Genomic DNA, 25,513 nt, shown 5'->3' with positions numbered 1-25,513 from the left:
TTTATTGCTAGTTTCTTGTTTGCGCCGGCCCATCGGGCCGGCGTTGTTGGTCAAAACCTATTCGGCGCTGTCCGGTACGGCATCTCCGGCCCCGGCCTCAATGACACTCTCTTCGACATCCTCGTCGGCCTGCGGCTCCGAGATCCGTTCGACCGAAACCACCTTTTCGCCTTCGGCGGTGTTGAAGATGGTCACGCCCTTGGTGGCGCGGCTGGCGAAACGGATACCGTTGACCGGCACCCGGATGACCGTGCCGCCGTCCGAAACCAGCATGATCTGGTCGTCATTGCCGACCGGGAAAGTCGCCACCAGCTGGCCGATCTCGGCCACCTTCGACACGTCGGTGGCGCGGATGCCCTTGCCGCCGCGTCCGGTCAGGCGGAAATCGTAGGATGACGAGCGCTTGCCGTAGCCATATTCGGTCACCGTCAGCACATACTGCTCATGCGCCTTGAGCTCTTCGTAACGGCTGTCGGAAAGCTCGGTCTCCTCGCCAATCTCCTCATTGGTGAGTGCAATCTCTTCTTCCTCGCCGGTCACCTCGGCGGCAAGCCGCCGCTCCAGTGCTGCCCGCTTGAGGTAGGCGGAGCGTTCCGCCGGTGAAGCATCGACATGCTCGATCACCGACATGGAGATGATGCGGTCGGTCTCGGCCATGCTTATGCCGCGCACGCCGACCGAATTGCGGCTCTGGAAGACGCGCACATCGCCAACGCGGAAGCGGATGCACTGGCCGGAGCTGGCGGTCAAAAGCACATCGTCATTGTCTGTGCAGGTCTCGACGCCGAGGATCTCGTCGCCCTCCTCCTCCAGCTTCATGGCGATCTTGCCGTTGCGGTTGACCTGGACGAATTCGGACAGCTTGTTGCGGCGCACGGTGCCGCGCGTGGTGGCGAACATGACGTCGAGTTCGCCCCAGCTGGTCTCGTCCTCGGGCAGCGGCATGATGGTGGTGATGCGCTCGCCCTGCTCCAGCGGCAGCATGTTGATCAGCGCCTTGCCGCGCGACTGCGGATTGCCGATTGGCAGCCGCCAGACCTTTTCCTTGTAGACGATGCCGCGCGAGGAGAAGAACAGCACCGGCGTATGCGTGTTGGCGACGAACAGCCGGGTGACGAAATCCTCTTCCTTGGTCGACATGCCGGAGCGGCCCTTGCCGCCGCGGCGTTGCGCCCGGTAGAGCGACAGCGGCACGCGCTTGATGTAGCCGGAATGGCTGACGGTGACGACCATGTCCTCGCGCTGGATCAGATCCTCGTCTTCCATGTCGGCGCCGCCGTCGGTGAGCTCGGTGCGGCGCGGCGTGCCGAACTCGTCGCGCACGGCGGCAAGCTCGTCCTTGACGATCTGCTGGATGCGGGCGCGGGACGACAGAATGTCGAGGTAATCCTTGATCTCGTCGCCGATGGTGTTCAGCTCGTCGGCGATTTCGTCACGGCCGAGCGCAGTCAGGCGCTGCAGGCGCAGTTCGAGGATGGCGCGCGCCTGTTCCTCGGACAGGTTGTAGGTGCCATCCTCATTGATGCGATGGCGCGGATCGTCGATCAGCAGAATCAATGACTCGACGTCGCCGGAGGGCCAGCGCCGCTCCATCAACTGCTCGCGCGCCGTCTGCGGATCGGGCGCGGTGCGGATCAGCTTGATCACTTCGTCGATGTTGGCGACGGCTATGGCGAGACCGACCAATACATGGGCACGGTCACGCGCCTTGCGCAGCAGGAACTTCGTGCGCCGGCTAATCACCTCTTCGCGGAAGCCGACAAATGCCTTTAGCATGTCGGTCAGGTTCATCACTTCCGGCTTGCCGCCGTTCAGCGCCACCATATTGGCGCCGAAGGAGGTTTGCAGCGGCGTGAAGCGATAAAGCTGGTTGAGAATGACGTCGGCGACGGCGTCGCGCTTCAGCTCGATGACGACGCGGTAGCCCTGGCGGTCGCTTTCGTCGCGAATGTCGGAAATGCCTTCGATGCGCTTGTCGCGCACCAGTTCGGCCATCTTCTCGATCATCGAGGCCTTGTTCACCTGGTACGGGACTTCCGTGATGATGATCGATTCACGGTCGTTTCCGCGCTGTTCGACATTGACCTTGCCGCGCATGACGATAGAGCCACGGCCAGTCGCATAGGCGCTGTAGATGCCGGAACGGCCGAGCACGATGCCGCCGGTCGGGAAATCGGGACCCGGAATGATCTCCATCAGCGCCGGCAAATCGATCGCCGGATTGTCGATGATGGCGATGGCGCCGTTGCAGATCTCGGCCAGATTGTGCGGCGGGATGTTGGTGGCCATGCCGACGGCGATGCCGCCGGAACCGTTGACCAGAAGATTGGGGAAGCGGGCCGGCAGCACCTTCGGTTCGGTGTCGGATGCGTCATAAGTCTCCTGGAAATCGACGGTTTCCTTGTCGATGTCCTCCAAGAGTTCATGTGCGACCTTGGTCAGCCGCGATTCGGTGTAGCGCATCGCCGCCGGCGGATCGCCGTCGATGGAGCCGAAATTACCCTGCCCGTCGATCAGCGGAACGCGCAGCGACCAGTCCTGCGCCATGCGCACCAAGGCGTCGTAGATCGAGGCGTCGCCATGCGGATGGTATTTACCCATCACGTCGGCGACCGGGCGGGCCGACTTCACATATTTGCGGTTCCAGTGGTAACCGCTCTCATGCGCCGCATAGAGAATGCGGCGGTGAACCGGCTTCAGGCCGTCGCGTACATCGGGCAGCGCACGGCTGACGATGACGCTCATGGCATAAGAGAGGTAGGAGCTCTGCATCTCCTCGATGATGGAGATGGGCTCGATGCCGGTAGGGCCGCCGTCGGCGCCGCGCGGGGGTTTTTGGTCGGTCAAATCGGATCACAATCTAATCAGGAATCACTGATCGCTTATATAGGAAGCACGGCCGAAACTCCAATATTCGTGGTGCTTTTCCAATGAGGATTTCAGTGGTAAATTCAAATGGATACCTCTGATTGCGACGATTTGGCCATAACGCATTCGCCGCCGCCAGGGGCAAAAGCCTGCGAAGGACAGTTTTCCAAGCCAACAGCTTATCTGGAGGCAGACAGACGCGTCAGCGGGTAGCCACCCGCCGGGTGCGATAGTGGCCAGGCGTCTCACCCATGACGCGCCGGAAACGGCGGTTGAACGTCGACAAATCGTTGAAACCGGCCTCGAAGGCGATTGCCGAGATGGCATCGCCTGACATGCGCAGCCGCACCGCCGCGCGGTGCAGCCGGGTTCTCAGCAGAAACTGATAGGGCGTCATGCCGGCGACCTGCCGGAAGGTGCGCAGGAAATGATACGGGCTGGTCGCCGTCGCGCAGGCAAGCTCGGAAAGCGAGACCGGCCTGTCGGCATTGAGCTCGATCTGCCGCACCGCCTCGGCAACCCGTTTCTGGTCGCGGCGGCTCGGCGGTCGAACGCCAGGCACCGCATCGCTGGCCACAGGCAGTGCTGCGCCGGCAACTGCCAGTGCTGCGCCCGCAATTCGCAGGCCAAGCTCTTCAAAGGCGTCGATGTCGACCATCTCGCGCGCCGCTTCCGCCTCGGCCAGCAGCGATGCCAGCGCCGGCAAGGGCGGCATATGCGGCACGCCGAAGGCGAGCTTGCTCGCGCCGGGCACGTCGCTGGCGATGCGGTCGAGATAGGCCGGAGCGAAGTGGAAGGACAGGCAACGGTCGCCGGCGCCATGCTCATGCCCGCATTCATAGCAGGCGCCGACATTGCCGAGCAGGATCGCGCCCGGCGCCAGCATGGCGGCGCCTTGCCTGGTGCGGTAGCGAAAGGTGCCGCTGGTGACAGCGGCAACGCAGAAGGTGTCGTGCGCCTCCTCGAACGGGCGGTCGCCGGCGCCGGCCGTGCACAGCACGTCACAGACATACCAACCCTGCCCCGATGCCAGGTTTTGTTGGCTCGTCGTCATGGCTTGAAAGATAGCAATTTTTCCCAAGCGCGACACCCTGCCGGGGCCTATCGCTTGCAGCCTCCTGACACAACGAAGGCAGCAAGTATGATCGGTGCATCCTCCTTTGCCGAAGCGCTCCACAGCGACGGCCCCAATCCCGGCCTGGCTGAAAAGCTGGATCTCTACGGCCGCTTCGTCGGCGCCTGGACATTCGAGGCCACGCGCCATCTCGAGGACGGCACGGTTCTCACCGGACGCGGCGAGGTGCATTTCGGCTGGGTCCTGGAAGGCAGGGCGATCCAGGATGTATGGATCCTGCCCGCGCGGGATGCCGGCCCCTCGCCCTCGCTCGGCAAATGGACTTTCTATGGCACAACGCTGCGGGCCTATGATCCCGGCTCGGATGCCTGGCACATCTTCTGGAGCGACCCGCGCAACCAATATTACAGCCGCCAGCTTGGTCGCGCCGAAGGCGACACGATTGTGCAGGTCGGCGCCGACGGCACTGGTTCCTCGGTCCGCTGGAGCTTTTCACGCATCACCAAAGACAGCTTCCGCTGGCTCGGCGAGCGTTCGCACGACGATCGCAAGACATGGCGTCTCGAAGTCGAGTTCCTGGCGCGCCGCGTCGCCCAGGACTGATGACGCAACATATTGCAAAAAAGGTGAAAAAACATGCTTGACCATGTCTCGATCGGTGTCCGCGACACCAACGTTTCGAACCCCTTCTACGATGCCGCGCTAAAGCCGCTCGGTTATTCCTGCCTCAGCCAGTCGCCAGGCTCACTGGGTTATGGTGCGCAAGCCGTCGGGCTGTGGGTGAACGACGCGGAGCAGCCAGTGCCGTCGGACGAGAAGTCCGGTCTGCATTTCTGCTTTACCGCGCCGACCAGGCGGAGCGTCGACGCCTTTCACGCCGACGCCTTGCGTGCAGGCGGCAGCGACAATGGCGCGCCGGGGCTGCGCGCCGACTATGGCGAGAACTATTACGCTGCCTTCATCGTCGATCCCGACGGCTATCGCCTGGAGGCCTGTTGCAACGCTGCCGCCTAACACTGCCGGCGTCTCCGGTATCGCCATCTCAGACGGTTCCCACCGGCCAGGCTTTGCTCTACCACTATCGTGGCGCAGGGGTCCGGCCCGGCGGGAGGGGTCAGCGATGCCGAGTTTCGACAGCCTGTTCAACGCCTTCGTCACCATTCTGGTGACCATCGACCCGCCAGGTCTCGCGCCGCTCTTCCTCGCGGTGACACGCGGCATGAACCGCGAGGAACGTCAGCAGGTTTCGGTGCGCGCCTCGATCATCGGCTTCCTGGTGATGGCGCTGTTTGCGGTGGCCGGGGCGTCCATCCTGTCGGTGTTCGGCATCACGCTGCCGGCTTTCCGCGTCGCCGGCGGGTTTTTGCTGTTCTTCATCGCGTTCGAAATGGTGTTCGAGCGCCGCCAGGACCGCAAGGAGAAGATCGGCGACGTCGCCATCACCAAGGACATGATCCACAACATCGCGGCCTTCCCGCTGGCGATCCCGCTGATCGCCGGCCCCGGTGCGATTTCGGCGACCGTGCTACTGTCGGGCTCGTTTCAGGGTTTTGCAGCACAAGCGGCGCTGGTCGGCATCATCTTCGTCTGCCTTGCCATCACCTATCTGGTGTTCGTGCTGTCGGAGCGCATCGACCGCATCCTCGGCCAGACCGGCCGCTCGATCCTGACCCGCCTGCTCGGCGTCATCCTGGCCGCGCTTGCGGTTCAGTTCGTCGCGGATGGCATCAAGGCGCTGATGGCGGGGTAAACGGCAGCCCCTGCTCCCTGCTCCCTGCTCCCTACTCCACCGCCGTATCGACGACCTCGAAATCGTGGGTGATGACAGCCGTCTTGGCCAGCATAGCCGAGGCCGAGCAGTATTTCTCGATCGACAGGTTGATGGCGCGCTGGACCTTGTCGTGCGACAGCGCGTGGCCCGTGACGATGAAATGCATGTGGATGCGGGTGAAGACTTTCGGGTCGGTTTCGGCCCGGTCGGCGTCGAGTTCGACAACACAGTCCTCGATCGCCTCGCGGCCTTTTTCGAGGATGTGAACGACATCATAGGCCGAGCAGCCGCCGGTGCCGATCAGCACCAGTTCCATCGGGCTCGGACCCGGCGTCTTGCCTTCCGGCCCGGAGGCGGTTCCCAGCACAACCTTGTGGCCGCTGCCGGACTCGCCGACGAAGGTGCGCTCCTCGACCCATTTGATCCGGGCTTTCACGGCAATCTTCCTTTCAGAAAGCGTCACTGGCCGAAGACGACCGTGTGCATGATCCGCCCCGGCAGCAGCGTGAACACGCCGGCGCCGATCAGGGCGAAAACATACAGCGATATCATGACCCTGCGATGTTTGGCGACCCGATGCATATGCGCGTGCCAGACCGCCAACGGCACGGCGATCAACACTAAAATCGATAAGAGATGGATCGGGCTGAACGGACCGACGAGGCGTATCTGCTGGATCCAGAAACTGGAGACGGCGACGACCAGCATCAGCGCCGCCCAGGCATAGCCGACGACACGATGACGCGTCGTGCCTTTCGGCAGCGCCAGTTGCGTAGCGCCAACGGCCAGCGCGGCAAGGGCCGCGAAGGCGTGCCATGGAATGGGAGGGCTCGCCGATAGAAGCGGTCCGAGCGACACCGCACCCTCTCCTCAGATATCGCTGACTATCGTCAGCTCAGAACGGGATTTCGTCGTCCAGTTCGCGCGACGAGCCGCCGCCACCGCCGCCCTTGGAACCGCCGCCACCGCTATTGCCGCCGCGGTTGAAGCTCTCATTGGGGCCAGACTGGCCGAAATCCGAGCCACGGCTCGCGCCGCCGCCGCCGGCATAGTTGCCGACCTGACCGCCGCCCTCGCCGCGAGAATCGAGCATCTGCAGCTCGCCGCGGAATTTCTGCAGCACGACTTCGGTCGTGTACTTGTCGGCGCCGGTCTGGTCTTGCCATTTGCGTGTCTGCAGCTGGCCTTCGACGTAAACCTTCATGCCCTTCTTCAGGTACTGCTCGGCGACCTTGGCGATCTGGTCATTGAAAATGACCACGTTGTGCCATTCGGTCTTTTCCTTGCGCTCGCCGGAGTTCTTGTCGCGCCAGCTTTCCGACGTGGCGATGCGGATGTTGACGACCGGATCACCGGAATTCAGGCGGCGGATTTCAGGGTCCGCGCCGAGGTTACCGACCAGAATGACCTTGTTGACGCTACCCGCCATGACACTTCTCCGTGCTCATCTGAAACAAATTTCAAGTCGTTCACCTTACAGGCCGCGCACAATCCTGGCTTGCCGCGGCTGGCTTTTCCCACAAGGTTTTTGTTCCCTTTTCGTTCCTATACTGTTAACCACGGATTGTCAAGGAATGGCAGCAATCGCCGACGCGGGCGCGTGGATTTAGCTGACACGCAGCGGCGAGAAGCGGTGTCGTCAGCGCCGTTTTTCGCTGGTCGCAACGGACCGAAAAAGCCGCTCCACTCCATGCCCATGGCATGGGCGCGCTGTGCGATCACGGTTGGTGCCGACATCAGCCCGACTGCAGGTTCAGATTTCAGAGCCGGGTCATTCAGCAATTTCCCGATCGCGCGCCCGTGCCACCAGACCTGAGCGACGAGCGCCGCTACCACCGCGATCAGGCCCCAGGTCCCCAATCCTTCGCCGAGGATGTAAATCCCGTATGGCGGCGATAGCGCCGTACCCAGCTTGGCCAACAAGATCACGGCCACGAAACCGATGACGGCGATGGCGCCTATACCGAGGACGAGGCGGCGATAGAGCCTCAGAGCCTCGTTGAGGTTCTCGGCGGACGAACGATCGACGTTGGAATTCATAAATACTACTCCTGCCTCGCCATGATCGGCCCATCTTGTTGCCCATGGATTAGAGGCCCGGCAGGATCCAATCAATACGGGGCATTCAAAACACCCCTTGCCAAATCGATAAGTATCGACTTATGCTTTTGCCATGATCGAAGCAGAGATTTTTCGCGCCCTGGCCGACCCGACGCGACGCGCCGTCTACGAGCGGCTGACTTCCGGCGAGATGAGCGTGTCGGAGTTGCGCACTGGCATGAGCGTGTCGCAGCCGGCGGTGTCGCAGCACCTTGCCGTGCTGCGCGGCGCAGGCCTGGTCAGCGAAAGACGCGCCGGCCGCAACGCCTACTATCGCGCCGATCCGCAAGGGCTCGAGCCGCTGCTCGGCTGGATCGAACGCTACCGCGCATTCTGGCCGGAGCGCATCGAAAGACTGAAGGCCGTTTTGAAGGACATGGACCAATGACCGACGAAGAGCAGACGCAGACCGCCAAAGATGCCCTCGCCTTCGAATGCGATCTGCCGGACGCACCGGAAAAAGTGTGGCGGGCACTGACCGTGCCGGACCTCTTGGCGGAATGGATGATGCCGAACGACATCAATCCGGAAACCGGCAGCCGCTTTGCCTTTGCCGGGCCTGAGAAGCCGATCGAGTGCGAAGTGCTCGATGCCGAACCGGGGCGCCTGCTGCGCTATTCCTGGCGCGAGCGTTCCGGCGACGCCGACCGCGAGGAGCTGGAGAGCATCGTCACCTTCACACTCGCCCGCACCGTTTCCGGCGGCACGCATCTGCGCATCGTCCATGACGGGTTTGTCCTGACGCCTGCGGTCGCGATGGCCGGCGCCGGCTGCCGGCTCTGGCTGCGCGCATACAAGCCCAAACCGCCTGTCGCCGCCAACGCGCCACGCCTGTTGCTGCGCGCTGCCTGAACCGGAAAAATCAAAACGGAGACAATGAGATGAGCGGCTTTGCCAATCTGGTGCCGATGGTGATCGAGCAATCGAGCCGCGGCGAACGCGCCTTCGACATTTTCTCGCGGCTGCTGCGCGAGCGCATCATCTTCGTCAATGGCGAGATCAATGACGGCATGTCGGCGCTGGTCTGCGCCCAGCTCCTGTCACTGGAATCCGAAAACCCCGACAAGGAGATCTCGCTTTACATCAACTCGCCGGGCGGCGTGGTGACCAGCGGCTTCGCCATCTACGACACGATGCAATTTGTCAGTTGCCCGGTATCGACGGTGTGCATAGGCTTTGCCGCCTCGATGGCCTCGTTCCTGCTGATGGCGGGAACGCCGGGCAGGCGCATCGCGCTCCCCAACGCCAGCATCGTGCTGCACCAGCCTCTGGGCGGCTTCCAGGGCCAGGCCTCCGACATCCAGCGCCATGCCGAAGGCATTTTGCGCACCAAACGGCACATGACGGAACTGTATGCGCAGCATTGCAGCCGCACCTATGAAGAGGTCGAACGCACGCTCGACCGCGATTTCTTCATGACCGCCAAGGAGGCCAAGGAGTGGGGCCTCGTCGACCATGTGTTCGACACCCGCAAAAAGGCGGCGGCCTGATCGGCGGATTGAATGCAGGCCGGTGTTCCCTCAATTTCAACGCCGCTGGTCTGGCCTCGCCTTGAGCGCGGCACTATAGTCTTGCCATGCGCTACCACCTGAACAGACTGACCATAGCCATTGCCATCACGGCGGCGACATCGAGCATGGCCTTTGCCGGGGGCAGCACCAGCACGTCGCGGAAAGGCGCCCTGCCCGGCGTGACCGGCGACTACCGCATCGCCAAGCCCGCGCCGCAGCCGGAGCCGGACGACGCGCTGCCTGCCGGCGAGAACGGCACGTTCAAGTTCGGCGACACCGATGTCAGGATTTCCGGCAGCATCACTGTCGATGTCGGCACGGGTGGGATCAAGCCGCCGCGCCGGTAGCCCCTTTTCCCAGTTACTATACGGGAGAGAAAGCCTGCGCCGACGACTTCCTCACAAAAGAACAGCCCCGCCGTTGCTTCCGCTAACGGTCGGGGCTTTTTTTGGATTCCAAATCCAAACTGCCGGTAGTGTTATACCGACTTTGATTTCGGATGCTTCGCGGCGTTCAGCCGACGATCCGACTAGCCGTCTCTGATTTTTGTGGGATTCGGCAGGTCACGGTTTGTCGGGTGGTTTGTTGGATTGTCGCGATGCGTCCATTTGGATACATACACTTCAATGCCTCGAAACTACCTGGCACTTATGCCCGCCGCGGCTCCACTAGCAGGTGGAGCCTCAAGGGACTATCCGGTGGCGTCATGCTCCGCTCCTATGTCCGTTGCGACAGGTGTCAATCCGAAGCACAAATCGCAAAAACCTGCGGCGTCTCGCAGGCCGCTATGGGCGGCGAGGCCATCAAAGACGGCCGGCTCCGTTGACTCCGGCAGAGTGCGCCCCCGATTCGACGACGTCAACCTTGAATAGCCGGTTACGGAAAATGTGATCGCCGGGAGCTTGCGTCACGGTCAGTTTCTGAGAAACACCCTTGTCAGTTTCTGCACAGCTTTGTCAGGAGCGTGTTCGGTCTTTGTTCTTTCCGCTTGCCCCTTCGCGCGAAAGACGGTTAAACGGCTTTGGTCGAGAAGTGTGGCGTCTCTCGACGTGGCGGCAAAAATACCTACATAGGGAATGGCCGGGAAAACCCGCCGATCCCACTGACACCAGACCTGAGGCGGCGACCGGCGATGGCCGACCATAAATACCTTTCCATTCGCGGGGCACGCGAACACAACCTGAAGAATGTCGATCTCGACCTGCCGCGTGACAGCCTGATCGTCATGACCGGCCTGTCGGGCTCCGGCAAATCGTCGCTTGCTTTCGACACCATCTATGCCGAGGGCCAGCGCCGTTACGTCGAGAGCCTGTCGGCTTATGCGCGCCAGTTCCTCGAAATGATGCAGAAGCCGGATGTCGACCAGATCGACGGGCTGTCGCCGGCCATCTCGATCGAGCAGAAGACCACGTCGAAGAACCCACGCTCGACAGTCGGCACCGTCACCGAGATCTACGACTACATGCGCCTGCTGTTCGCGCGCGTCGGCATCCCCTATTCGCCGGCGACCGGCCTGCCGATCGAAAGCCAGACGGTCAGCCAGATGGTCGACCGGGTGCTGGCTGTGGAGGAAGGCACGCGCCTTTTCCTGCTGGCGCCGATCGTGCGCGGCCGCAAGGGCGAATATCGCAAGGAACTGCTGGAGCTGCAGAAGAAGGGCTTTCAGCGCGTCAAGGTCGACGGCGTCTTCTACGAGATCGCCGACGTGCCGGCGCTGGACAAGAAGTACAAGCACGACATAGACGTCGTCGTCGACCGCATCGTCGTGCGCGGCGACCTGGCGACACGGCTTGCCGATTCCATCGAAACGGCGCTGAAGCTCGCCGAAGGGCTGGCGGTGGCCGAGTTCGCCGACCGGCCGCTCGACGCCAGCCAGACCGGCGAGGACTCGGTCAACAAATCGAAGAACGAGACGCATGAGCGCATCCTGTTCTCGGAAAAATTCGCCTGCCCGGTTTCCGGCTTCACCATTCCGGAAATCGAGCCCAGGCTGTTCTCGTTCAACAACCCGTTCGGCGCCTGCCCGACCTGCGACGGCCTCGGCAATCAGCGCGCCATCGACGCCAGCCTGATCGTGCCGGACGAAAACGTCTCGCTGCGCGACGGCGCCGTCAGCCCGTGGGCGAAATCGACCTCGCCCTATTATGCGCAGACGCTGGAAGCGCTGGGCAAGGCATACGGCTTCAAGCTCGGCGACAAGTTCAAAGACCTGACCGAAGAGGCAAAGGATGCCGTCCTGCGTGGCACCGGCGAGCGCGAGGTCACCTTCCAATATGATGACGGCCTGCGCTCCTACAAGACCACCAAGACGTTCGAGGGCGTCATTCCCAATCTCGAACGGCGGTGGAAGGAAACCGAATCCGCCTGGATGCGCGAGGAGATCGAGCGCTTCATGTCGGCGACGCCCTGCCCGGTCTGCAAGGGATACCGGCTGAAGCCGGAAGCGCTGGCGGTGAAGATCGCCGGCAAGCATATCGGCGAAGTCACAGAGCTGTCGATCCGCAAGGCCGACCAGTGGTTCACCGATCTGCCGGCGCAGCTCAATGACAAGCAGAACGAGATTGCTGTCAGGGTGCTCAAGGAGATCCGCGACCGGCTACGCTTCCTCAACGATGTCGGCCTCGACTATCTGACGCTGTCGCGCAATTCCGGCACGCTGTCGGGCGGCGAGAGCCAGCGCATTCGTCTGGCGTCGCAGATCGGCTCCGGCCTCACCGGCGTGCTCTATGTGCTAGATGAGCCGTCGATCGGCCTGCACCAGCGCGATAATGCCCGCCTGCTCGACACGCTGAAGCGTCTGCGCGACATCGGCAACACGGTAATCGTCGTCGAGCATGACGAGGACGCCATCCTGCATGCCGATTATGTCGTCGACATGGGTCCGGCCGCCGGCATTCATGGCGGCGAGATCATCGCCCAGGGCACGCCGCAGCAGGTGATGGCCAATCCTAATTCGATCACCGGTAAATATCTGTCGGGCGCGCTCGAAGTCGCCACGCCCGGTGTCAGGCGCGAGGCCAAGAAGAACCGCCGGCTGAAGATCGTCGGCGCGCGCGGCAACAATCTCAAGAACGTCACTGCCGAAATCCCGCTCGGCACTTTTACCGCCGTCACCGGCGTGTCTGGCGGCGGCAAATCGACCTTCCTGATCGAGACGCTGTTCAAGGCGGCGTCGCGCCGCATCATGGGCTCGCGCGAGCATCCGGCCGATCACGACCGCATCGAGGGCCTCGAATTCCTCGACAAGGTCATCGACATCGACCAGTCGCCGATCGGCCGCACACCGCGTTCGAACCCGGCCACCTACACCGGCGCCTTCACACCGATCCGCGACTGGTTCGCCGGCCTGCCCGAAGCCAAGGCCCGCGGCTACCAGCCGGGGCGCTTCTCCTTCAACGTCAAGGGCGGCCGCTGCGAAGCCTGCCAGGGCGACGGCGTCATCAAGATCGAGATGCACTTCTTGCCCGACGTCTATGTCACCTGCGACGTCTGCCATGGCAAGCGCTACAACCGCGAGACGCTGGATGTCGTGTTCAAGGGCAAGTCGATCGCGGACGTCCTGGACATGACGGTCGAGGAAGGCGTCGATTTCTTTGCCGCGGTGCCCGGCGTGCGCGACAAGCTCGAGACGCTGAAGCAGGTTGGCCTCGGCTACATCCATATCGGCCAGCAGGCGACGACGCTGTCGGGCGGCGAGGCGCAGCGCATCAAGCTCGCCAAGGAATTGTCGCGCAAGGCGACCGGCAAGACGCTCTACATCCTCGACGAGCCGACCACCGGCCTGCACTTCCACGACGTCGCCAAGTTGCTGGAAGTGCTGCACGAACTGGTCGACCAGGGCAACACGGTGGTGGTCATCGAGCACAATCTCGAAGTCATCAAGACCGCCGACTGGGTGCTCGACCTCGGCCCCGAAGGCGGCGATGGCGGTGGCGAACTGGTGGCACAGGGCACACCGGAAGCCATCGTGCGCGAAAAGCGCAGCTACACCGGCCATTTCCTGAAGGAGCTTTTGGAGCGGCGGCCCGGAGGCAAGCGCGAAGCGGCGGAGTAACTGACAGACCGGTCGGGCGCCTGGAGAGCTTTGAATGACAGTCCGACAGGCGCTTGCCGGTGATCTCGACGCAGTCGTCTCGCTGACGCAGACCGCCTATGAGCACTACACGCCCCTGTTAGGCGCGCCGCCGCTCCCAGTCACCGAGGACTATGCGCCACGCATCGAGCGTGGCGAGGTCTGGCTCTTGGAGAGCGGCGCGGAACTCGCCGGGCTGATCGTTATTGAGCGCCATCCCGATCGTGCGATGATCTTCAGCGTCGCGGTCTCCCCCGCTTTCCAGGGCAGGAAACTCGGCACCGCGCTGCTCGACTTCGCCCAGGAACAGGCGCGGCTATGGGGTGTGCCGGAGGTGCGGCTCTACACCAATTCGCGCATGGAGCGGAACATCGAGATCTATACGGCCTATGGCTTCCACGAAACGGGCCGCCGAGCCAATCCCCACCGTCCCGGATGGACCGTGGTCGACATGATCAAACCGGTTGGAAAAATAGCCTGACCGCATTTTTAGAACTGGGAGGAAGACGATGATCAGCCAAGGAACAATCCGCGCCGGGATGGGCGGCTGGACTTTCGAACCCTGGGATACGTCCTTCTACCCGGACAAGCTTTCCAAGGCCAAACAGCTGAGTTACGCCACCCGCCAGGTACCGAGCATCGAGGTCAACGGCACCTACTATTCCAGCTTCAAGGAGCCGACCTTCGTCAAATGGGCGGGCGAGGCGCCGGACGGTTTCGTCTATTCGCTGAAGGGCAATCGCTTCGTCACCAACCGCCGCGTGCTTGGCGAAGCCGGCGAGTCCATGACGCGCTTCCTCGGCTCCGGCATTGCCGCGCTGGGCGACAAGCTGGGCCCGATCCTGTGGCAGTTCGCGCCGACGAAAAAGTTCGACGCCGACGATTTCGAGGCCTTCCTGAAGCTGCTGCCGGAAAAGCAGGATGGCGTGGCGCTGCGCCATGCGCTGGAAGTGCGCAACGACAGTTTCAGCGTGCCGGAATTTGTGGGCCTGGCGCGCAAATACAAGGCGGCAATCGTCTATGCCGACCATGCCAAATATCCTGGTATCGCCGACATCACCGGCGATTTTATCTATGCGCGGCTGCAGACCGGCAGCGACGACAATCCGGATTGCTATACGCCGAATGGCCTGGACGAATGGGCAGCGCGGGTGAAGACCTGGGCGCAAGGCAAGCAGCCGGCCGATCTGCGGCGCGCCGATCCGACTTTCGACGCGCCGGTGAAACCGCGCGATGTGTTCGTCTATTTCATCACCGAGGGCAAGGTGCGCGCGCCGTTCGGCGCCATGGCGCTGATGAAGCGGGTGAGCTGATCGGTTAAAGCGCGTCGCGCTGAAACGGATTCATACGACGTGATTTAAGTCTTTGTCTTGATGCATGCCGTTGTCCCAGAACCGCGGCACACTTCTGGGCGACATGCATTAGGAGCAATTCCAGGAAAAGTGCGGACAGGTTTTCCCGGAAAACCGGGTAGCGCTTTCCCTTGAAAAGGGTTTCAACCCAGAATTGCTACGATCAACCGAAGCGTGATAGCTTATGCGCATCGTAACCTTATCGATACCTCCTTCCTGCATAAACCCGGTGCGGGTCCTTTCTAGAGGCCGGCCGCCGCGCGCAAGGACGAGGGTATGTCGCTCGACTACAGTTCCCTTCTGTTGGCTGTCGGGTTTTCCGCCGCTTGCCTCGGCCTGACGCTGTTCGGCATCTGGCTTACCGCGCGCTCGGAAAGATTCCTGCTGACATGGGCGGTCAGCGTGCTTCTTATCGTTGCCGACGTCTTCGCCTACCAGGCCTATATCGACGCGCCCGGACGCCTGCTCGGCCTCGCCAGCTTCACGTTCCTGCTGCTCGGCTTCGCGACCATGCTGGGCGCTGCCCATCAGTTCACGACAGGGAGGTCACCGCTGCCCCGCATTGCTGTCGGCGCCGGCGTCTCGCTGGCAGTCGCCTTGCCGCCGATGGCGCTTGGCTATGACGGGCTGGGCTTCATGCTGGAGAATGCCTTCGCCGCGCTGCTCCTGTTTGCGACGGCCTATGAATACTGGAAGGGCCGCACCGAATTCCCTGCCCCGATCCTCGGCATTGCCGGGCTCTACACAGCCACCGCAATTTCCTTCGTGCTGTGCTCCGGTGCACTTGTCTGGGATGGCAGGCTGGTGCTTGGCCATGCGCCGAGCAACTGGGCCGAGGATTTCAGCCTCATCGTCGTCATCGCGTGCATGACCGGCATCGGCGCGCTGTCGCTGGCGCTCAACCAGGGACGCCTGGCGCAGCATCATCGCCGCGAAGCGCTGACCGATCCGCTGACCGGACTGCTCAACCGGCGCGCTTTGTTCGACCTGCACGGCAAAACACCGGTCCGGTCCTTCACCGCCGTGATCGTGTTCGATCTCGACGGCTTCAAGGCCATAAATGACGAGTTCGGCCATGCCACCGGCGACGAGGTGCTGAAACTGTTCGCCAAGGATTTGACCGCCAATCTCCAGCCGGGCGATGTCGCCGCGCGCATGGGCGGAGAGGAATTTGCATTGGTGCTCGATCGCACCTTGCCTGAAAAGGTGGAATTCAAAGCCGAGCGGATCCGGGCCAGTTTTGCCATGCGCCGGATCGATACCGAGACCCGCCTGCTGTCCTGCACCGTCAGCGCCGGCTACGCCTTCGGCAGCGAGGGCGGCACCAAATTCGACAAGGTGCTCAGCGCCGCAGACAAAGCGCTTTACGGCGCCAAGCGCGGCGGCCGCAACCGTGTGCTCGCCTTCCGGCGCGCCGGGTAGGCTGGGCTGATATTCAGCCGGCCTGAACCTCACCACACGTAAAACAACACCCCAAAGCGCGTCGCATGAGGCCGTTCAGGCGCGACGCGCTTTTAGGCCGCTATGACGATCTCGTTGTAAGTGTCGAGGTCGACGTAGAAAACCTTGGTGATTTCGCCGATCAGCTCATCCTGCTGGTAGCCTTGCGAGCGCAGAATGTTGATGGCGGTGATGATGTCGACACGCTCTGTCAGCCGTCGTTTCTGGTGGTCCTCGACGAACCGTTCCATAGCCCTATTCTCCTGGCAAGATTATCTGAACGCATCGACCGACAATCAGAACTGCGAGGGAAGCTAGGGTGGCTTGCTTGCGTGGAACTTGCAGGCTGAGCCAGCATATTCCCTCGATCTGCTACAGAACCAGACTGATACGGAAGCGGCCGACTCACCGAGGCCTAGGAAAGACTAGCATGCAGTATTCGGCGTGCCAGAGGTGGCGGCCTCGGACGAAAGTCCGACGCAACGGGCGCGGATCTTCGCGACTTCATCATCCTTGGGCGTAGCGACGCGAAGCGGAGCGAAGACCCAGGGATCCATGCCGGGACGAAGAAGCGTCATTAACGATGCAGAATGTGGAATGGCCAATGTGCCGCAGAAGCGATCTTGTTCCGCATCGCGGCACTCTTTGGCTGATGTCGCGGCATGGATTCTAGGGTCTGCGCGCGTCGCTCCGCTCCTTGCTCCGCCCTAGAATGACGAAGTGATTGTGGGCTTTTCAGCCAATCTTCGACGTGTACGATCCGTGCAGCCGTCGACCTGCGCTAAACCGTCAGAAACTTCCTGACGTCCGCCCGGTCGAGATCTTCGGCCGGGCCGGTGTGGACGATCTGGCCGCGGTCCATGATGTTGACCTCGTCGGCGAGCTCGCGGCAGAAATCCAGATATTGCTCGACCAGAAGCACCGCAATGCCGGCCTGATCGCGCAAATAGCGGATCGCGCGGCCGATGTCCTTGATGATCGAGGGCTGGATGCCTTCGGTCGGCTCGTCGAGCACCAGCAGTTTCGGCCGCATGACGAGCGCCCGGCCGATGGCGAGCTGCTGCTGCTGGCCGCCTGAGAGATCGCCGCCGCGCCGCCCCAGCATCTGCTTCAGCACCGGAAACAGTTCGAAGACATGCGCCGGCACGTTGCGGTCGGCGCGCTTCAACGGCGCAAAGCCGGACTCCAGGTTTTCGCGCACCGTCAGCAGCGGAAAGATCTCCCTGCCCTGCGGTACGAATGCGATGCCCGACCGGGCGCGGTCATACGCCGCGCTCCGGTCGAGCGCCTTCCCCTCGAAGGCAACGCTTCCGCTCGTCAGCCGGTGGTGGCCGACGATCGATCTCATCAAACTGGTCTTGCCGACGCCGTTGCGGCCGAGCACGCAGGTGATCTTGCCGGCACCTGCCGTCAGCGACACGCCGCGCAGCGCCTGGGCGGCGCCGTAATGGAGCGTGGCGTTGGAAACTTCGAGCATGTCAGCGCCTTCTCCAGAAGCGGAGGAACGAAAAGTCGAAGCGATGGAATTGCACCCGCCAGACCATGCTCATCTCCCGAGATAAACTTCGACGACCCGCTCGTCGGCCGAGACGAAATCGAGCGAGCCTTCCGACAGCACCGAGCCCTCATGCAGGCAGGTGACCTTGACGCCGAGTTCGCGCACGAAATGCATGTCGTGCTCGACGACGATGACCGAATGGTCGCGCGCTATGTCCTTGAGCAACCGCGCGGTTTCCTCGGTCTCGGCATCGGTCATCCCTGCGACCGGCTCGTCAACCAAAAGCAGCTTCGGGTCCTGCGCCAGCAGCATGCCGATCTCCAGCCACTGTTTCTGGCCATGGCTGAGATTGGCTGCCAGATCGTGGCGCTTGTCGCCCAGCCGGATGATGCCGAGGATGTCGTCGATCTGTCTGGCTTCGGCGGCCGAGCGGCGATGGAACAGCGCCGGAAAGATCGAGCGCGGGCCCTTCAGCGCCAGCATCAGATTGTCTTCGACGCTGTGGCTTTCGAAGACGGTCGGCTTCTGGAATTTGCGGCCGATGCCCATCATGGCGATCTCCGCCTCGTCGTGCCGGGTCAGATCGACCTGGCCGTCGAAGAACACTTCGCCCTCGTCGGGCCGGGTCTTGCCGGTGACGATGTCCATCATCGTCGTCTTGCCGGCGCCGTTGGGACCGATGATGGCGCGCATCTCGCCCTTGTCGAGCACCAGCGACAGATTGTTGATGGCGCGGAAACCGTCGAAGGAGACCGAGACGCCGTCGAGATAGAGGATGGTGTTGGACTTCGACATCGCTCTATTCCGCCGGCTGCGGTTCAGGCCCGGACGCGGACCAGGCACCGGGCGTTGTTGCTGCGCTGCGCACGATCTTCGATGGCGGCGGGGCATCAGGGTCTGTGCCCGCTTCCTCTGCAATCGCTGCAGCCCGCATCGCCCGAGCGTTACCGCGCCAGGAATCCCACATGCCGACGATGCCCTTTGGCAGGAACAGGGTTACGGCGACGAACAGGCCGCCGAGCGCAAACAGCCAGAACTCCGGCAGCAGGCCGGTGAACCAGGATTTGCCGGCGTTGACCAGCAGCGCGCCGACGATCGGGCCGACAATGGTGCCGCGCCCACCGACGGCTGCCCAGATCACGACTTCGATGGAATTGGACGGCTCGAATTCGCCGGGATTGATGATACCGACCTGCGGCACATAGAGCGCGCCGGCGATGCCGGCCATGACAGCCGAGACGGTGAAGGCAAACAGCTTCACGTTCTCCGCCCGCCAGCCGAGGAAGCGGGTGCGGCTCTCGGCGTCGCGCACCGCCATCAGCAGCTTGCCGTATTTGGAGCCGACGATCGCCCAGGTGATGAAGACGGCGAGCGCGAGTATGATGGCGCTGGCGGCAAACAGGGCCGAGCGGGTGGCGTCGGCCTGCACGTTGAAGCCCAGAATATCCTTGAAATCGGTCAAGCCGTTGTTGCCGCCGAAACCCATGTCATTGCGGAAGAAGGCGAGCAGCAGCGCGTAGGTCATCGCCTGGGTGATGATGGAGAGATAGACGCCGGTGACGCGGCTGCGGAAGGCGAACCAGCCGAAGACGAAGGCGAGCAGGCCGGGCACCGCCAGCACCATGATGGCGGCGAACCAGAAGTGGTCGAAACCGGTCCAGAACCAGGGCAATTCCTTGTAGTTCAGGAACACCATGAAATCGGGCAGGATCGGATTGCCGTAAACGCCGCGCGAGCCGATCTGGCGCATGAGGTACATGCCCATCGCATAGCCGCCGAGGGCGAAGAAGGCGCCATGGCCGAGCGAGAGGATGCCGCAATAGCCCCAGACGAGATCGAGCGCCAAGGCAAGCAATGCATAGCAGAGGTATTTGCCCGTCAACGCGACGATGTAGGACGGAATATAGAACGCGCTTTGCGGCGACACTGCGAGGTTGAGCAGCGGCACGATAATGGCGGCCGTCAGCAGGATGAAAATAGTGATGGCGATGCGACGGTCGGCACCCGCGGCGAAGAAGCGTCCCGTGATCATGTTTCCACCGCCCTGCCCTTGAGCGCGAACAGGCCGCGCGGGCGCTTCTGGATGAACAGGATGATCAGCACCAGCACGACGATCTTGCCGAGCACCGCGCCAGCATAGGGTTCGAGAACCTTGTTGACGATGCCGAGCGAGAAGGCGCCGACCAGCGTGCCCCAGAGATTGCCGACGCCGCCGAAGACCACGACCATGAAGCTGTCGATGATGTAGCCGCGGCCGAGATTGGGCGAGACATTGTCGATCTGGCTGAGCGCGACGCCGGCAATGCCGGCAATGCCGGAGCCGAGCGCAAAGGTCAGCGCATCGACCCAAGGCGTCCTGATGCCCATCGAGGCGGCCATGCGGCGGTTGGCGGTGACGGCGCGCATCTGAAGGCCCCAGGGCGTGCGCTTCATAACAAAGAGCAGCACGCCGAAGACGGTGAGCGCGAACACCAGGATCCAGAGGCGGTTCCAGGTGACGGCGAGTTGGCCGACATCGAACGATCCCGACATCCAGGAGGGGTTGCCGACCTCCTGGTTGGTCGGTCCGAAGATCGAGCGCACCGCCTGCTGCAGGACAAGCGAGACGCCCCAGGTTGCGAGCAGCGTTTCCAGCGGCCGGCCGTAGAGGAAACGGATGACGCCGCGCTCGATGATCAGGCCGACGGAAGCGGCAACCAGGAAGGCGAGCGGCAGCGCGATCACCAGCGACCAGTCGAACAGGCCGGGGAATGAGGTTCGGATCACCTGCTGGACGACGAAGGTGGTGTAGGCGCCGAGCATCACCATCTCGCCATGCGCCATGTTGATGACGCCCATGACGCCGAAGGTGATGGCGAGGCCGATGGCGGCCAGCAGCAGCACCGAGCCAAGCGAGATGCCGTACCATATGTTCTGGCCGGCATCCCACAGCGCCAGGCTCGAATTGATGCTGGCGATTGCCGCCGTCGCGGCATCCTTGACCGCGCCTTGCGCATTGGCCTCGACCGCGGTGAGCAGCGAGACCGCGTCGCGGTCGCCGCGCGCGCCGATCAGGGCAATGGCGGCAAGCTTGTCGGCCTCCGGCTTATCGGAGACCAGCACCGATGCCGCGCGCGCCTGTTCGAACAATGCCTTGACCTTGGCGTCGGTCTCGGCGGCGATGGCTGCATCGAGCGGCTCGATATTGGCGGCATCGGGGGTCTTGAACATGGTGTCGGCGGCGGCGATGCGAACAGAAGGATCTTTCGCGCGCAACGTCAGCGTTCCCAGCGCATCTCGGATGACACGGCGCAGCGTGTTGTTGACCTTGATCTTGGTGATGTCGGCCTTGGCGGCGTCGCCGGCTTTCTCGCCGCTCAGCGGGTCGAGCAGCGTGACGCTGTCGGCGGCCTCACTGCCGACGAAGACGGCTGAATCGGCTTTACGAATGTAGAGATTGCCTTCGGCGAGGGCTGCAAGCGGCCGTTCAACCAGCGGATCGCCGGTGGCGGCAAGTTCGCGCACAACAGCCTCAGTGGCGGCAAAGCCCGTGCCCGCGGCGAATTTGGCGACGATGGCGCGCAGATCGGCTTCGGCTGCGTTCGACGGCAATAGGCTTGCCACCAGGAACACCAGCATGAGGCCGAGAGTGCGCAACAGGATCATCCGTTCAGATACTCTTCTGTGGGGAAATTCCGCGTCCGGGCGGGCTGAAGCGCCCGGACGCTTGGCGGTACCGATCGTGGACGCGTCCACGATCGGTCAGTCCCGGGAGGGATCAGTTCGTGCCCTTGCCGCCGCATTTGCCGGTGGCAACGTTGAAGTTGCCGCAGGACAGAGGCGCGCGCCAATCCGAAATCAGGTCCTTGGAATCGGGCAGATAGTCGGACCATTCGTCGCCCATCACGAGGCCGGGCGTCTGCGACACGGTCTCGAACTGGCCGTCGGCCTGGATCTCGCCGATCAGCACCGGCTTGGTGATGTGATGGTTCGGCATCATGGTCGAATAGCCGCCGGTGAGGTTCGGCACGGACACGCCGACCATGGCGTCGATGACCTTGTCGGGATCGGTGGTGCCAGCCTTTTCGACCGCCTTCACCCACATGTTGAAGCCGATATAGTGAGCTTCCATCGGGTCGTTGGTGGTGCGCTTGTCATTCTTGATGAACTTGTGCCAGTCGGCGATGAACTTCTTGTTTTCGGGTGTGTCGACGCTCTCGAAATAGTTCCAGGCAGCGAGATGGCCGACCAGCGGCGCGGTATCGAGACCGGCCAGTTCTTCCTCACCGACCGAAAAGGCCATGACCGGGATGTCCTCGGCCTTGATGCCCTGGTTGCCGAGTTCCTTGTAGAACGGAACGTTGGCGTCGCCATTGACGGTCGAGACGACGGCGGTCTTCTTGCCGGCCGAGCCGAATTTCTTGATTGCGGAGACTTCGGTCTGCCAGTCGGAGAAGCCGAACGGCGTGTAGTTGACCATGATGTCTTCGGCGGCGACGCCCTTGGCCTTCAGATAGGCCTCGAGGATTTTGTTGGTGGTTCGGGGATAGACGTAGTCGGTGCCTTCCAGCACCCAGCGCTTCACCGAGCCACCGTCCTCGCTCATGAGATAATCGACGGCAGGAATCGCCTGCTGGTTCGGGGCGGCGCCGGTGTAGAACACGTTGCGCTCGCTTTCCTCGCCCTCATACTGGACGGGGTAGAACAGGATGTTGTCGAGTTCCGAGAACACCGGCAACACCGATTTGCGCGACACCGAGGTCCAGCAGCCGAACACGGCGGCGACCTTGTCCTTCGAGATCAGCTCGCGCGCCTTTTCGGCAAAGAGCGGCCAGTTGGAGGCCGGATCGACAACGACCGCCTCGAGCTTCTTGCCGAGCAGACCGCCCTTGGCATTCTGCTCTTCGATGAGCATCAGCATGGCGTCTTTCAGCGTCGTCTCCGAAATCGCCATGGTCCCCGATAGCGAATGCAGAATGCCGACCTTGATCGTGTCTTCGGCGGCCTTGGCCGGAGACGACATCGACAGGCCGGCGGCGATCACGCCCGCCGAAAACATTTTTGTTATTGTGGAGAAATTACCCCTCATACCGAAGACTCCCAAGCTGTTTGATTGCACCGCGACAATGCAAAGCAACTGCCGTGCCAAACGCGAAGGCGCCGCTCACAAAGATGGAATAGCCGAGCGTTATCAGCCGGTTGGTATATTAGCCTGGAGAAACAACAAAGGCAGCCGGTAAAAATTGATTGAGGCAAATTTGCGCAGCGCACACGACCTTTGCCTAATTTTCGCCCAATTGAGACAAATGCCTAGTTTTTGATCTCCGGCCGTGGGTTCCGGGCGAACGATGTTGCGGCACCGCGCAAAAATAGGGCAAGCTCGCACTTCAAAAGAGAGACGTCATGACATCTCGCATCTCACGCATTTCCTGCATCCTGCTGCTGATGGCAACGAGCGGCGCCGCGCGCGCCGATTTCAGCGAGGGCAAACTTCCTGACGGCACCTATCATTGCGAGGTCTATTTGCTCGGCGCCTTCCTCAACCTCGGCGACATCACTATCAAGGGCAATGTCTATACCGGCCCGGTGACGTTCGGAACGGCGCTGCAAGGCTACAACTATCAGATGAATGCCAATGGCGAGATCACCTGGCTCGGGCCGCTGGGCGGCTATACCACCGGTGGCAACTCCGTCTCCATGACACAGGCAACACTGGACGGCGAGACCGCCCCGTCATTCGACATCATTCTGAAGCAGCCCGACGGCGCCTTCACCGCCTCGACCTGCACCAAGGGCTGAGCGATGCGTAGTGCCGCGCCCAGTTGCGGCAAAACCTTCCTCTTATGTCATGTGAATGTTGCCTAAGCAGACTAGGGGCAACGGTGCGCTGTAACATCCACCCTGAGAGGCAGACACCATGGCCAATACACCGTCTTCATCCTCCCCCGTCATCCGCGAAATCATTGCCGAGCGCGTCTCGCGCCGGTCTCTTTTGAAAGGCAGCCTCGCCTCCGGCGCGCTGATTGCCGGCGGCAGCTTTGTCGGCTCCTTGTTTGCCGGCGAAACGCATGCCGCCGCAGCGCAGTCGACGCTCGGCTTTCCCGAGCCGAAGCGGGTCTACGACAAGACCCATGCCGCCGCCGAAGGCTATGAGACGACCATCGTCGCGCGCTGGGGCGATCCGCTTGCAGCTGGCCTCGCCGAATTCGACGGCAACAAGGTCGCGGCGGAGGAACAGGAAAAGCGCTTCGGCTACAATTGCGACTACATCGCCTTCATGCCGCTGCCGAAGGGCACGGTGAATTCTGATCATGGCCTGCTCTGCGTCAACAACGAATACATCTCGCCCAATGTGATGTTTCCGGGGATGACCGAGGGCGATGCCGGCAAGACGATGACCAGGGAACAGGTCGATCTCGGCATGGCCGCGATGGGCCATTCGATCGTCGAGGTGCAATTGAAGGACGGCAAGTGGGAAACCGTGGCCGACAGTCCGCTGAACCGCCGCATCACCGCCAACACCGAAATGACCGTTTCCGGACCGGTTGCCGGCCATGCGCTGATGAAGACCTCGGCCGACGCGACTGGCACCAAAGTGCTCGGCACCAGCTACAACTGCAGCGGCGGTTTCACCCCCTGGGGTACGGTGCTGACCTGCGAGGAAGGCGTGTCCGACATTTTCGGCGGCGACCCGAAAAAGGCGCCGACTGCCGACCTGCTCGACCGTTACGGCTTCGACGGCTCCGACATCTATGGCCGCGGCCGCTTCCATGACCGCTTCAACCTCGACAAGGAACCGAACGAGGCCAACCGCTTCGACTGGGTGGTCGAGATCGACCCTTACGATCCTCAGTCCAGGCCGGTGAAGCGCACGGCACTTGGCCGCATGTCGCATGAGGCCTCGACCGTGGTCCTCAACAAGGACGGCCACGTCGTCGTCTATATGGGTGACGACGACTATTTCGAATACATGTACCGCTTCGTCTCGGCCAAGGCCTATGATAGGGCCAATCCGGCCTCCGGCGCCGATCTGCTCGACGATGGCGTGCTGTCGGTCGCCCGCTTCGATGCCGATGGCTCGATGACGTGGCTGCCGCTGGTGCACGGCCAGGGCAAGCTTACCGCAGAGAACGGTTTTGCCGACCAGGCCGAGGTGCTGTTGAAGACGCGGTTTGCGGCAGATGCGCTCGGCGCCACGCCGATGGACCGGCCCGAGGACATCGAGACCAATCCGGTGACCGGCCGCGTCTATGCGGTGATGACCAAGAACAAGAAGCGCGACCAGTCGAAGGTCAATCCGGCCAACACGCGGCCGGAGAACCTGTGGGGCCATATTGTCGAACTGATCCCGCCCGGCGGCCGCGGCGCGGACGCCGACCACACGGCCGAAAACTATGCCTGGGACCTGTTCGTGCTCTGCGGCAACCCGAAAGATGCCAAGGTCGGCGCCACTTTTCATCCGGATACGTCGGACAATGGCTGGTTCGTCTGCCCCGACAACATCACCTTCGACCCGGCGGGGCGGCTGTGGGTGGCGACGGACGGCGCCAATGATTTCGACCTGCCGGACGGCGTCTATGGCGTCGACACCGAAGGTGCGGCGCGCGGCCTGCCGAAGCTGCTGTTCACCTGCCCGCACGGCGCCGAAGCGACCGGCCCGTGCTTCACGCCGGACGGCACGACTTTGTTCCTGTCGGTGCAGCACCCTGCGGAAGATGCCGAGACGCTCGACAAGGTGCAGACGCTATGGCCCGATTTCAAAGACGGCCAGTTGCCGCGACCTTCCGTCGTCGCCATCCGCCGCAGGGACGGACAGCCGGTCGGCGCATAGTGAGTCCTAGTGAAAA

25 protein-coding genes are annotated in these 25,513 nt (G+C 62.5%); 13 read left to right on the top strand and 12 right to left on the bottom strand.

Going from position 1 to position 25,513, the window contains the following annotated elements; genetic code table 11:
- Positions 1-57 precede the first annotated feature (57 nt).
- Together gyrA and NKI35_RS16525 are read right to left on the bottom strand one after the other, a co-directional pair.
- Positions 58-2,847: a DNA gyrase subunit A gene (gene gyrA / locus NKI35_RS16530; protein ID WP_352740913.1), complete on the bottom strand. Its 2,790-nt coding sequence runs from the start codon at positions 2,845-2,847 to the stop codon at positions 58-60.
- Positions 2,848-3,070: 223 nt separating this feature from the next.
- Entirely contained in the window at positions 3,071-3,922 is an 852-nt protein-coding gene (locus NKI35_RS16525; protein ID WP_352740911.1) for a helix-turn-helix transcriptional regulator, read from the bottom strand.
- Between the two features lie 87 nt (positions 3,923-4,009).
- Here NKI35_RS16525 and NKI35_RS16520 point away from each other — a divergent pair, with 87 nt between their 5' ends.
- The 3 genes from NKI35_RS16520 to NKI35_RS16510 all read left to right on the top strand — a co-directional run bounded on the left by NKI35_RS16520 (position 4,010) and on the right by NKI35_RS16510 (position 5,693).
- On the top strand, positions 4,010-4,546 hold the full coding sequence (locus tag NKI35_RS16520; RefSeq protein ID WP_023748734.1) for a hypothetical protein: 537 nt from the start codon (positions 4,010-4,012) through the stop codon (positions 4,544-4,546).
- A gap of 33 nt (positions 4,547-4,579) precedes the next feature.
- Positions 4,580-4,957: a VOC family protein gene (locus NKI35_RS16515; RefSeq protein WP_352740909.1), complete on the top strand. Its 378-nt coding sequence runs from the start codon at positions 4,580-4,582 to the stop codon at positions 4,955-4,957.
- Positions 4,958-5,063: 106 nt separating this feature from the next.
- The gene (locus NKI35_RS16510) at positions 5,064-5,693 is read left to right on the top strand and encodes a MarC family protein (RefSeq protein WP_023670949.1); all 630 of its coding nucleotides are present in this window, start codon (positions 5,064-5,066) and stop codon (positions 5,691-5,693) included.
- 31 nt (positions 5,694-5,724) lie between these two features.
- Here NKI35_RS16510 and NKI35_RS16505 read toward each other — a convergent pair whose 3' ends face one another.
- The 4 genes from NKI35_RS16505 to NKI35_RS16490 all read right to left on the bottom strand — a co-directional run bounded on the left by NKI35_RS16505 (position 5,725) and on the right by NKI35_RS16490 (position 7,754).
- Entirely contained in the window at positions 5,725-6,150 is a 426-nt protein-coding gene (locus NKI35_RS16505) for an OsmC family protein (RefSeq protein ID WP_023748736.1), read from the bottom strand.
- 23 nt (positions 6,151-6,173) lie between these two features.
- Positions 6,174-6,572 carry a DUF2306 domain-containing protein gene (locus NKI35_RS16500; RefSeq protein WP_023670947.1) on the bottom strand — a complete coding sequence of 133 codons (399 nt, stop codon included), beginning with the start codon at positions 6,570-6,572 and terminating at the stop codon, positions 6,174-6,176.
- 37 nt (positions 6,573-6,609) lie between these two features.
- Positions 6,610-7,143, bottom strand: coding sequence for a single-stranded DNA-binding protein (gene ssb, locus NKI35_RS16495; protein WP_023670946.1), 534 nt, complete (start codon positions 7,141-7,143; stop codon positions 6,610-6,612).
- 116 nt (positions 7,144-7,259) lie between these two features.
- A complete protein-coding gene (locus tag NKI35_RS16490) occupies positions 7,260-7,754 on the bottom strand; it encodes an ABC transporter ATP-binding protein (protein WP_352740907.1) in 495 nt (164 codons plus the stop codon).
- A gap of 133 nt (positions 7,755-7,887) precedes the next feature.
- Here NKI35_RS16490 and NKI35_RS16485 point away from each other — a divergent pair, with 133 nt between their 5' ends.
- The 8 genes from NKI35_RS16485 to NKI35_RS16450 all read left to right on the top strand — a co-directional run bounded on the left by NKI35_RS16485 (position 7,888) and on the right by NKI35_RS16450 (position 16,171).
- Positions 7,888-8,202, top strand: coding sequence for an ArsR/SmtB family transcription factor (locus NKI35_RS16485; RefSeq protein WP_023670944.1), 315 nt, complete (start codon positions 7,888-7,890; stop codon positions 8,200-8,202).
- Complete coding sequence (locus NKI35_RS16480; protein ID WP_352740905.1) at positions 8,199-8,666, top strand: SRPBCC family protein; 468 nt, start codon at positions 8,199-8,201, stop codon at positions 8,664-8,666. Before NKI35_RS16485 ends, NKI35_RS16480 begins: the two co-directional genes overlap by 4 nt.
- Before the next feature lie 29 nt (positions 8,667-8,695).
- Entirely contained in the window at positions 8,696-9,304 is a 609-nt protein-coding gene (locus NKI35_RS16475; RefSeq protein WP_352740903.1) for an ATP-dependent Clp protease proteolytic subunit, read from the top strand.
- 146 nt (positions 9,305-9,450) lie between these two features.
- Positions 9,451-9,672 (top strand): hypothetical protein, encoded by a 222-nt coding sequence (locus tag NKI35_RS16470; RefSeq protein WP_352740970.1) that lies wholly within the window; start codon positions 9,451-9,453, stop codon positions 9,670-9,672.
- 785 nt (positions 9,673-10,457) lie between these two features.
- On the top strand, positions 10,458-13,379 hold the full coding sequence (gene uvrA / locus NKI35_RS16465) for an excinuclease ABC subunit UvrA (protein WP_352740901.1): 2,922 nt from the start codon (positions 10,458-10,460) through the stop codon (positions 13,377-13,379).
- Positions 13,380-13,413: 34 nt separating this feature from the next.
- A complete protein-coding gene (locus NKI35_RS16460; RefSeq protein ID WP_352740899.1) occupies positions 13,414-13,878 on the top strand; it encodes a GNAT family N-acetyltransferase in 465 nt (154 codons plus the stop codon).
- A gap of 28 nt (positions 13,879-13,906) precedes the next feature.
- Positions 13,907-14,710, top strand: coding sequence for a DUF72 domain-containing protein (locus NKI35_RS16455; protein ID WP_023693383.1), 804 nt, complete (start codon positions 13,907-13,909; stop codon positions 14,708-14,710).
- Between the two features lie 315 nt (positions 14,711-15,025).
- Positions 15,026-16,171, top strand: a complete 1,146-nt coding sequence (locus NKI35_RS16450) for a GGDEF domain-containing protein (protein ID WP_352740897.1) — start codon at positions 15,026-15,028, stop codon at positions 16,169-16,171.
- 92 nt (positions 16,172-16,263) lie between these two features.
- Here the strand turns inward: NKI35_RS16450 and NKI35_RS16445 are convergent, their stop codons facing one another.
- The 6 genes from NKI35_RS16445 to urtA all read right to left on the bottom strand — a co-directional run bounded on the left by NKI35_RS16445 (position 16,264) and on the right by urtA (position 22,755).
- Positions 16,264-16,440: a hypothetical protein gene (locus NKI35_RS16445; RefSeq protein ID WP_023670936.1), complete on the bottom strand. Its 177-nt coding sequence runs from the start codon at positions 16,438-16,440 to the stop codon at positions 16,264-16,266.
- Positions 16,441-16,970: 530 nt separating this feature from the next.
- Positions 16,971-17,666 (bottom strand): urea ABC transporter ATP-binding subunit UrtE, encoded by a 696-nt coding sequence (urtE, locus tag NKI35_RS16440; RefSeq protein WP_023688639.1) that lies wholly within the window; start codon positions 17,664-17,666, stop codon positions 16,971-16,973.
- A 69-nt stretch (positions 17,667-17,735) separates the two neighbouring features.
- Positions 17,736-18,482, bottom strand: coding sequence for an urea ABC transporter ATP-binding protein UrtD (gene urtD / locus NKI35_RS16435; RefSeq protein ID WP_023696501.1), 747 nt, complete (start codon positions 18,480-18,482; stop codon positions 17,736-17,738).
- A gap of 4 nt (positions 18,483-18,486) precedes the next feature.
- The gene (urtC, locus tag NKI35_RS16430) at positions 18,487-19,719 is read right to left on the bottom strand and encodes an urea ABC transporter permease subunit UrtC (RefSeq protein ID WP_023670933.1); all 1,233 of its coding nucleotides are present in this window, start codon (positions 19,717-19,719) and stop codon (positions 18,487-18,489) included.
- Positions 19,716-21,332, bottom strand: a complete 1,617-nt coding sequence (gene urtB / locus NKI35_RS16425; RefSeq protein WP_352740895.1) for an urea ABC transporter permease subunit UrtB — start codon at positions 21,330-21,332, stop codon at positions 19,716-19,718. The genes urtC and urtB overlap by 4 nt, the downstream gene beginning before the upstream one ends.
- A gap of 112 nt (positions 21,333-21,444) precedes the next feature.
- Positions 21,445-22,755, bottom strand: a complete 1,311-nt coding sequence (gene urtA, locus NKI35_RS16420) for an urea ABC transporter substrate-binding protein (RefSeq protein WP_023684621.1) — start codon at positions 22,753-22,755, stop codon at positions 21,445-21,447.
- Positions 22,756-23,069: 314 nt separating this feature from the next.
- Between urtA and NKI35_RS16415 the strand changes: the two genes are divergently transcribed.
- Both NKI35_RS16415 and NKI35_RS16410 read left to right on the top strand, forming a co-directional pair.
- Complete coding sequence (locus NKI35_RS16415) at positions 23,070-23,465, top strand: hypothetical protein (RefSeq protein WP_023684620.1); 396 nt, start codon at positions 23,070-23,072, stop codon at positions 23,463-23,465.
- A gap of 118 nt (positions 23,466-23,583) precedes the next feature.
- Positions 23,584-25,497 carry a PhoX family protein gene (locus tag NKI35_RS16410; RefSeq protein WP_352740893.1) on the top strand — a complete coding sequence of 638 codons (1,914 nt, stop codon included), beginning with the start codon at positions 23,584-23,586 and terminating at the stop codon, positions 25,495-25,497.
- Positions 25,498-25,513: the final 16 nt, after the last annotated feature.

The organism is Mesorhizobium sp. M0676 (assembly GCF_040320535.1).
GTDB lineage: Bacteria > Pseudomonadota > Alphaproteobacteria > Rhizobiales > Rhizobiaceae > Mesorhizobium.
Note: the sequence above shows the minus strand (reverse complement) of the source record. Positions and strands in the feature narration are given on the sequence as shown.

Bases quoted from the DNA above. Each gene is read 5' to 3' on its own strand.
- NKI35_RS16525 (WP_352740911.1), bottom strand. From the start codon at position 3,922: ATGACGACGAGCCAACAAAACCTGGCATCGGGGCAGGGTTGGTATGTC.
- NKI35_RS16520 (WP_023748734.1), top strand. From the start codon at position 4,010: ATGATCGGTGCATCCTCCTTTGCCGAAGCGCTCCACAGCGACGGCCCC.
- NKI35_RS16515 (WP_352740909.1), top strand. From the start codon at position 4,580: ATGCTTGACCATGTCTCGATCGGTGTCCGCGACACCAACGTTTCGAAC.
- NKI35_RS16510 (WP_023670949.1), top strand. From the start codon at position 5,064: ATGCCGAGTTTCGACAGCCTGTTCAACGCCTTCGTCACCATTCTGGTG.
- ssb (WP_023670946.1), bottom strand. From the start codon at position 7,143: ATGGCGGGTAGCGTCAACAAGGTCATTCTGGTCGGTAACCTCGGCGCG.
- NKI35_RS16490 (WP_352740907.1), bottom strand. From the start codon at position 7,754: ATGAATTCCAACGTCGATCGTTCGTCCGCCGAGAACCTCAACGAGGCT.
- NKI35_RS16485 (WP_023670944.1), top strand. From the start codon at position 7,888: ATGATCGAAGCAGAGATTTTTCGCGCCCTGGCCGACCCGACGCGACGC.
- NKI35_RS16480 (WP_352740905.1), top strand. From the start codon at position 8,199: ATGACCGACGAAGAGCAGACGCAGACCGCCAAAGATGCCCTCGCCTTC.
- NKI35_RS16475 (WP_352740903.1), top strand. From the start codon at position 8,696: ATGAGCGGCTTTGCCAATCTGGTGCCGATGGTGATCGAGCAATCGAGC.
- NKI35_RS16470 (WP_352740970.1), top strand. From the start codon at position 9,451: ATGGCCTTTGCCGGGGGCAGCACCAGCACGTCGCGGAAAGGCGCCCTG.
- uvrA (WP_352740901.1), top strand. From the start codon at position 10,458: ATGGCCGACCATAAATACCTTTCCATTCGCGGGGCACGCGAACACAAC.
- NKI35_RS16460 (WP_352740899.1), top strand. From the start codon at position 13,414: ATGACAGTCCGACAGGCGCTTGCCGGTGATCTCGACGCAGTCGTCTCG.
- NKI35_RS16455 (WP_023693383.1), top strand. From the start codon at position 13,907: ATGATCAGCCAAGGAACAATCCGCGCCGGGATGGGCGGCTGGACTTTC.
- NKI35_RS16450 (WP_352740897.1), top strand. From the start codon at position 15,026: ATGTCGCTCGACTACAGTTCCCTTCTGTTGGCTGTCGGGTTTTCCGCC.
- NKI35_RS16445 (WP_023670936.1), bottom strand. From the start codon at position 16,440: ATGGAACGGTTCGTCGAGGACCACCAGAAACGACGGCTGACAGAGCGT.
- urtE (WP_023688639.1), bottom strand. From the start codon at position 17,666: ATGCTCGAAGTTTCCAACGCCACGCTCCATTACGGCGCCGCCCAGGCG.
- urtD (WP_023696501.1), bottom strand. From the start codon at position 18,482: ATGTCGAAGTCCAACACCATCCTCTATCTCGACGGCGTCTCGGTCTCC.
- urtC (WP_023670933.1), bottom strand. From the start codon at position 19,719: ATGATCACGGGACGCTTCTTCGCCGCGGGTGCCGACCGTCGCATCGCC.
- urtB (WP_352740895.1), bottom strand. From the start codon at position 21,332: ATGATCCTGTTGCGCACTCTCGGCCTCATGCTGGTGTTCCTGGTGGCA.
- urtA (WP_023684621.1), bottom strand. From the start codon at position 22,755: ATGAGGGGTAATTTCTCCACAATAACAAAAATGTTTTCGGCGGGCGTG.
- NKI35_RS16415 (WP_023684620.1), top strand. From the start codon at position 23,070: ATGACATCTCGCATCTCACGCATTTCCTGCATCCTGCTGCTGATGGCA.
- NKI35_RS16410 (WP_352740893.1), top strand. From the start codon at position 23,584: ATGGCCAATACACCGTCTTCATCCTCCCCCGTCATCCGCGAAATCATT.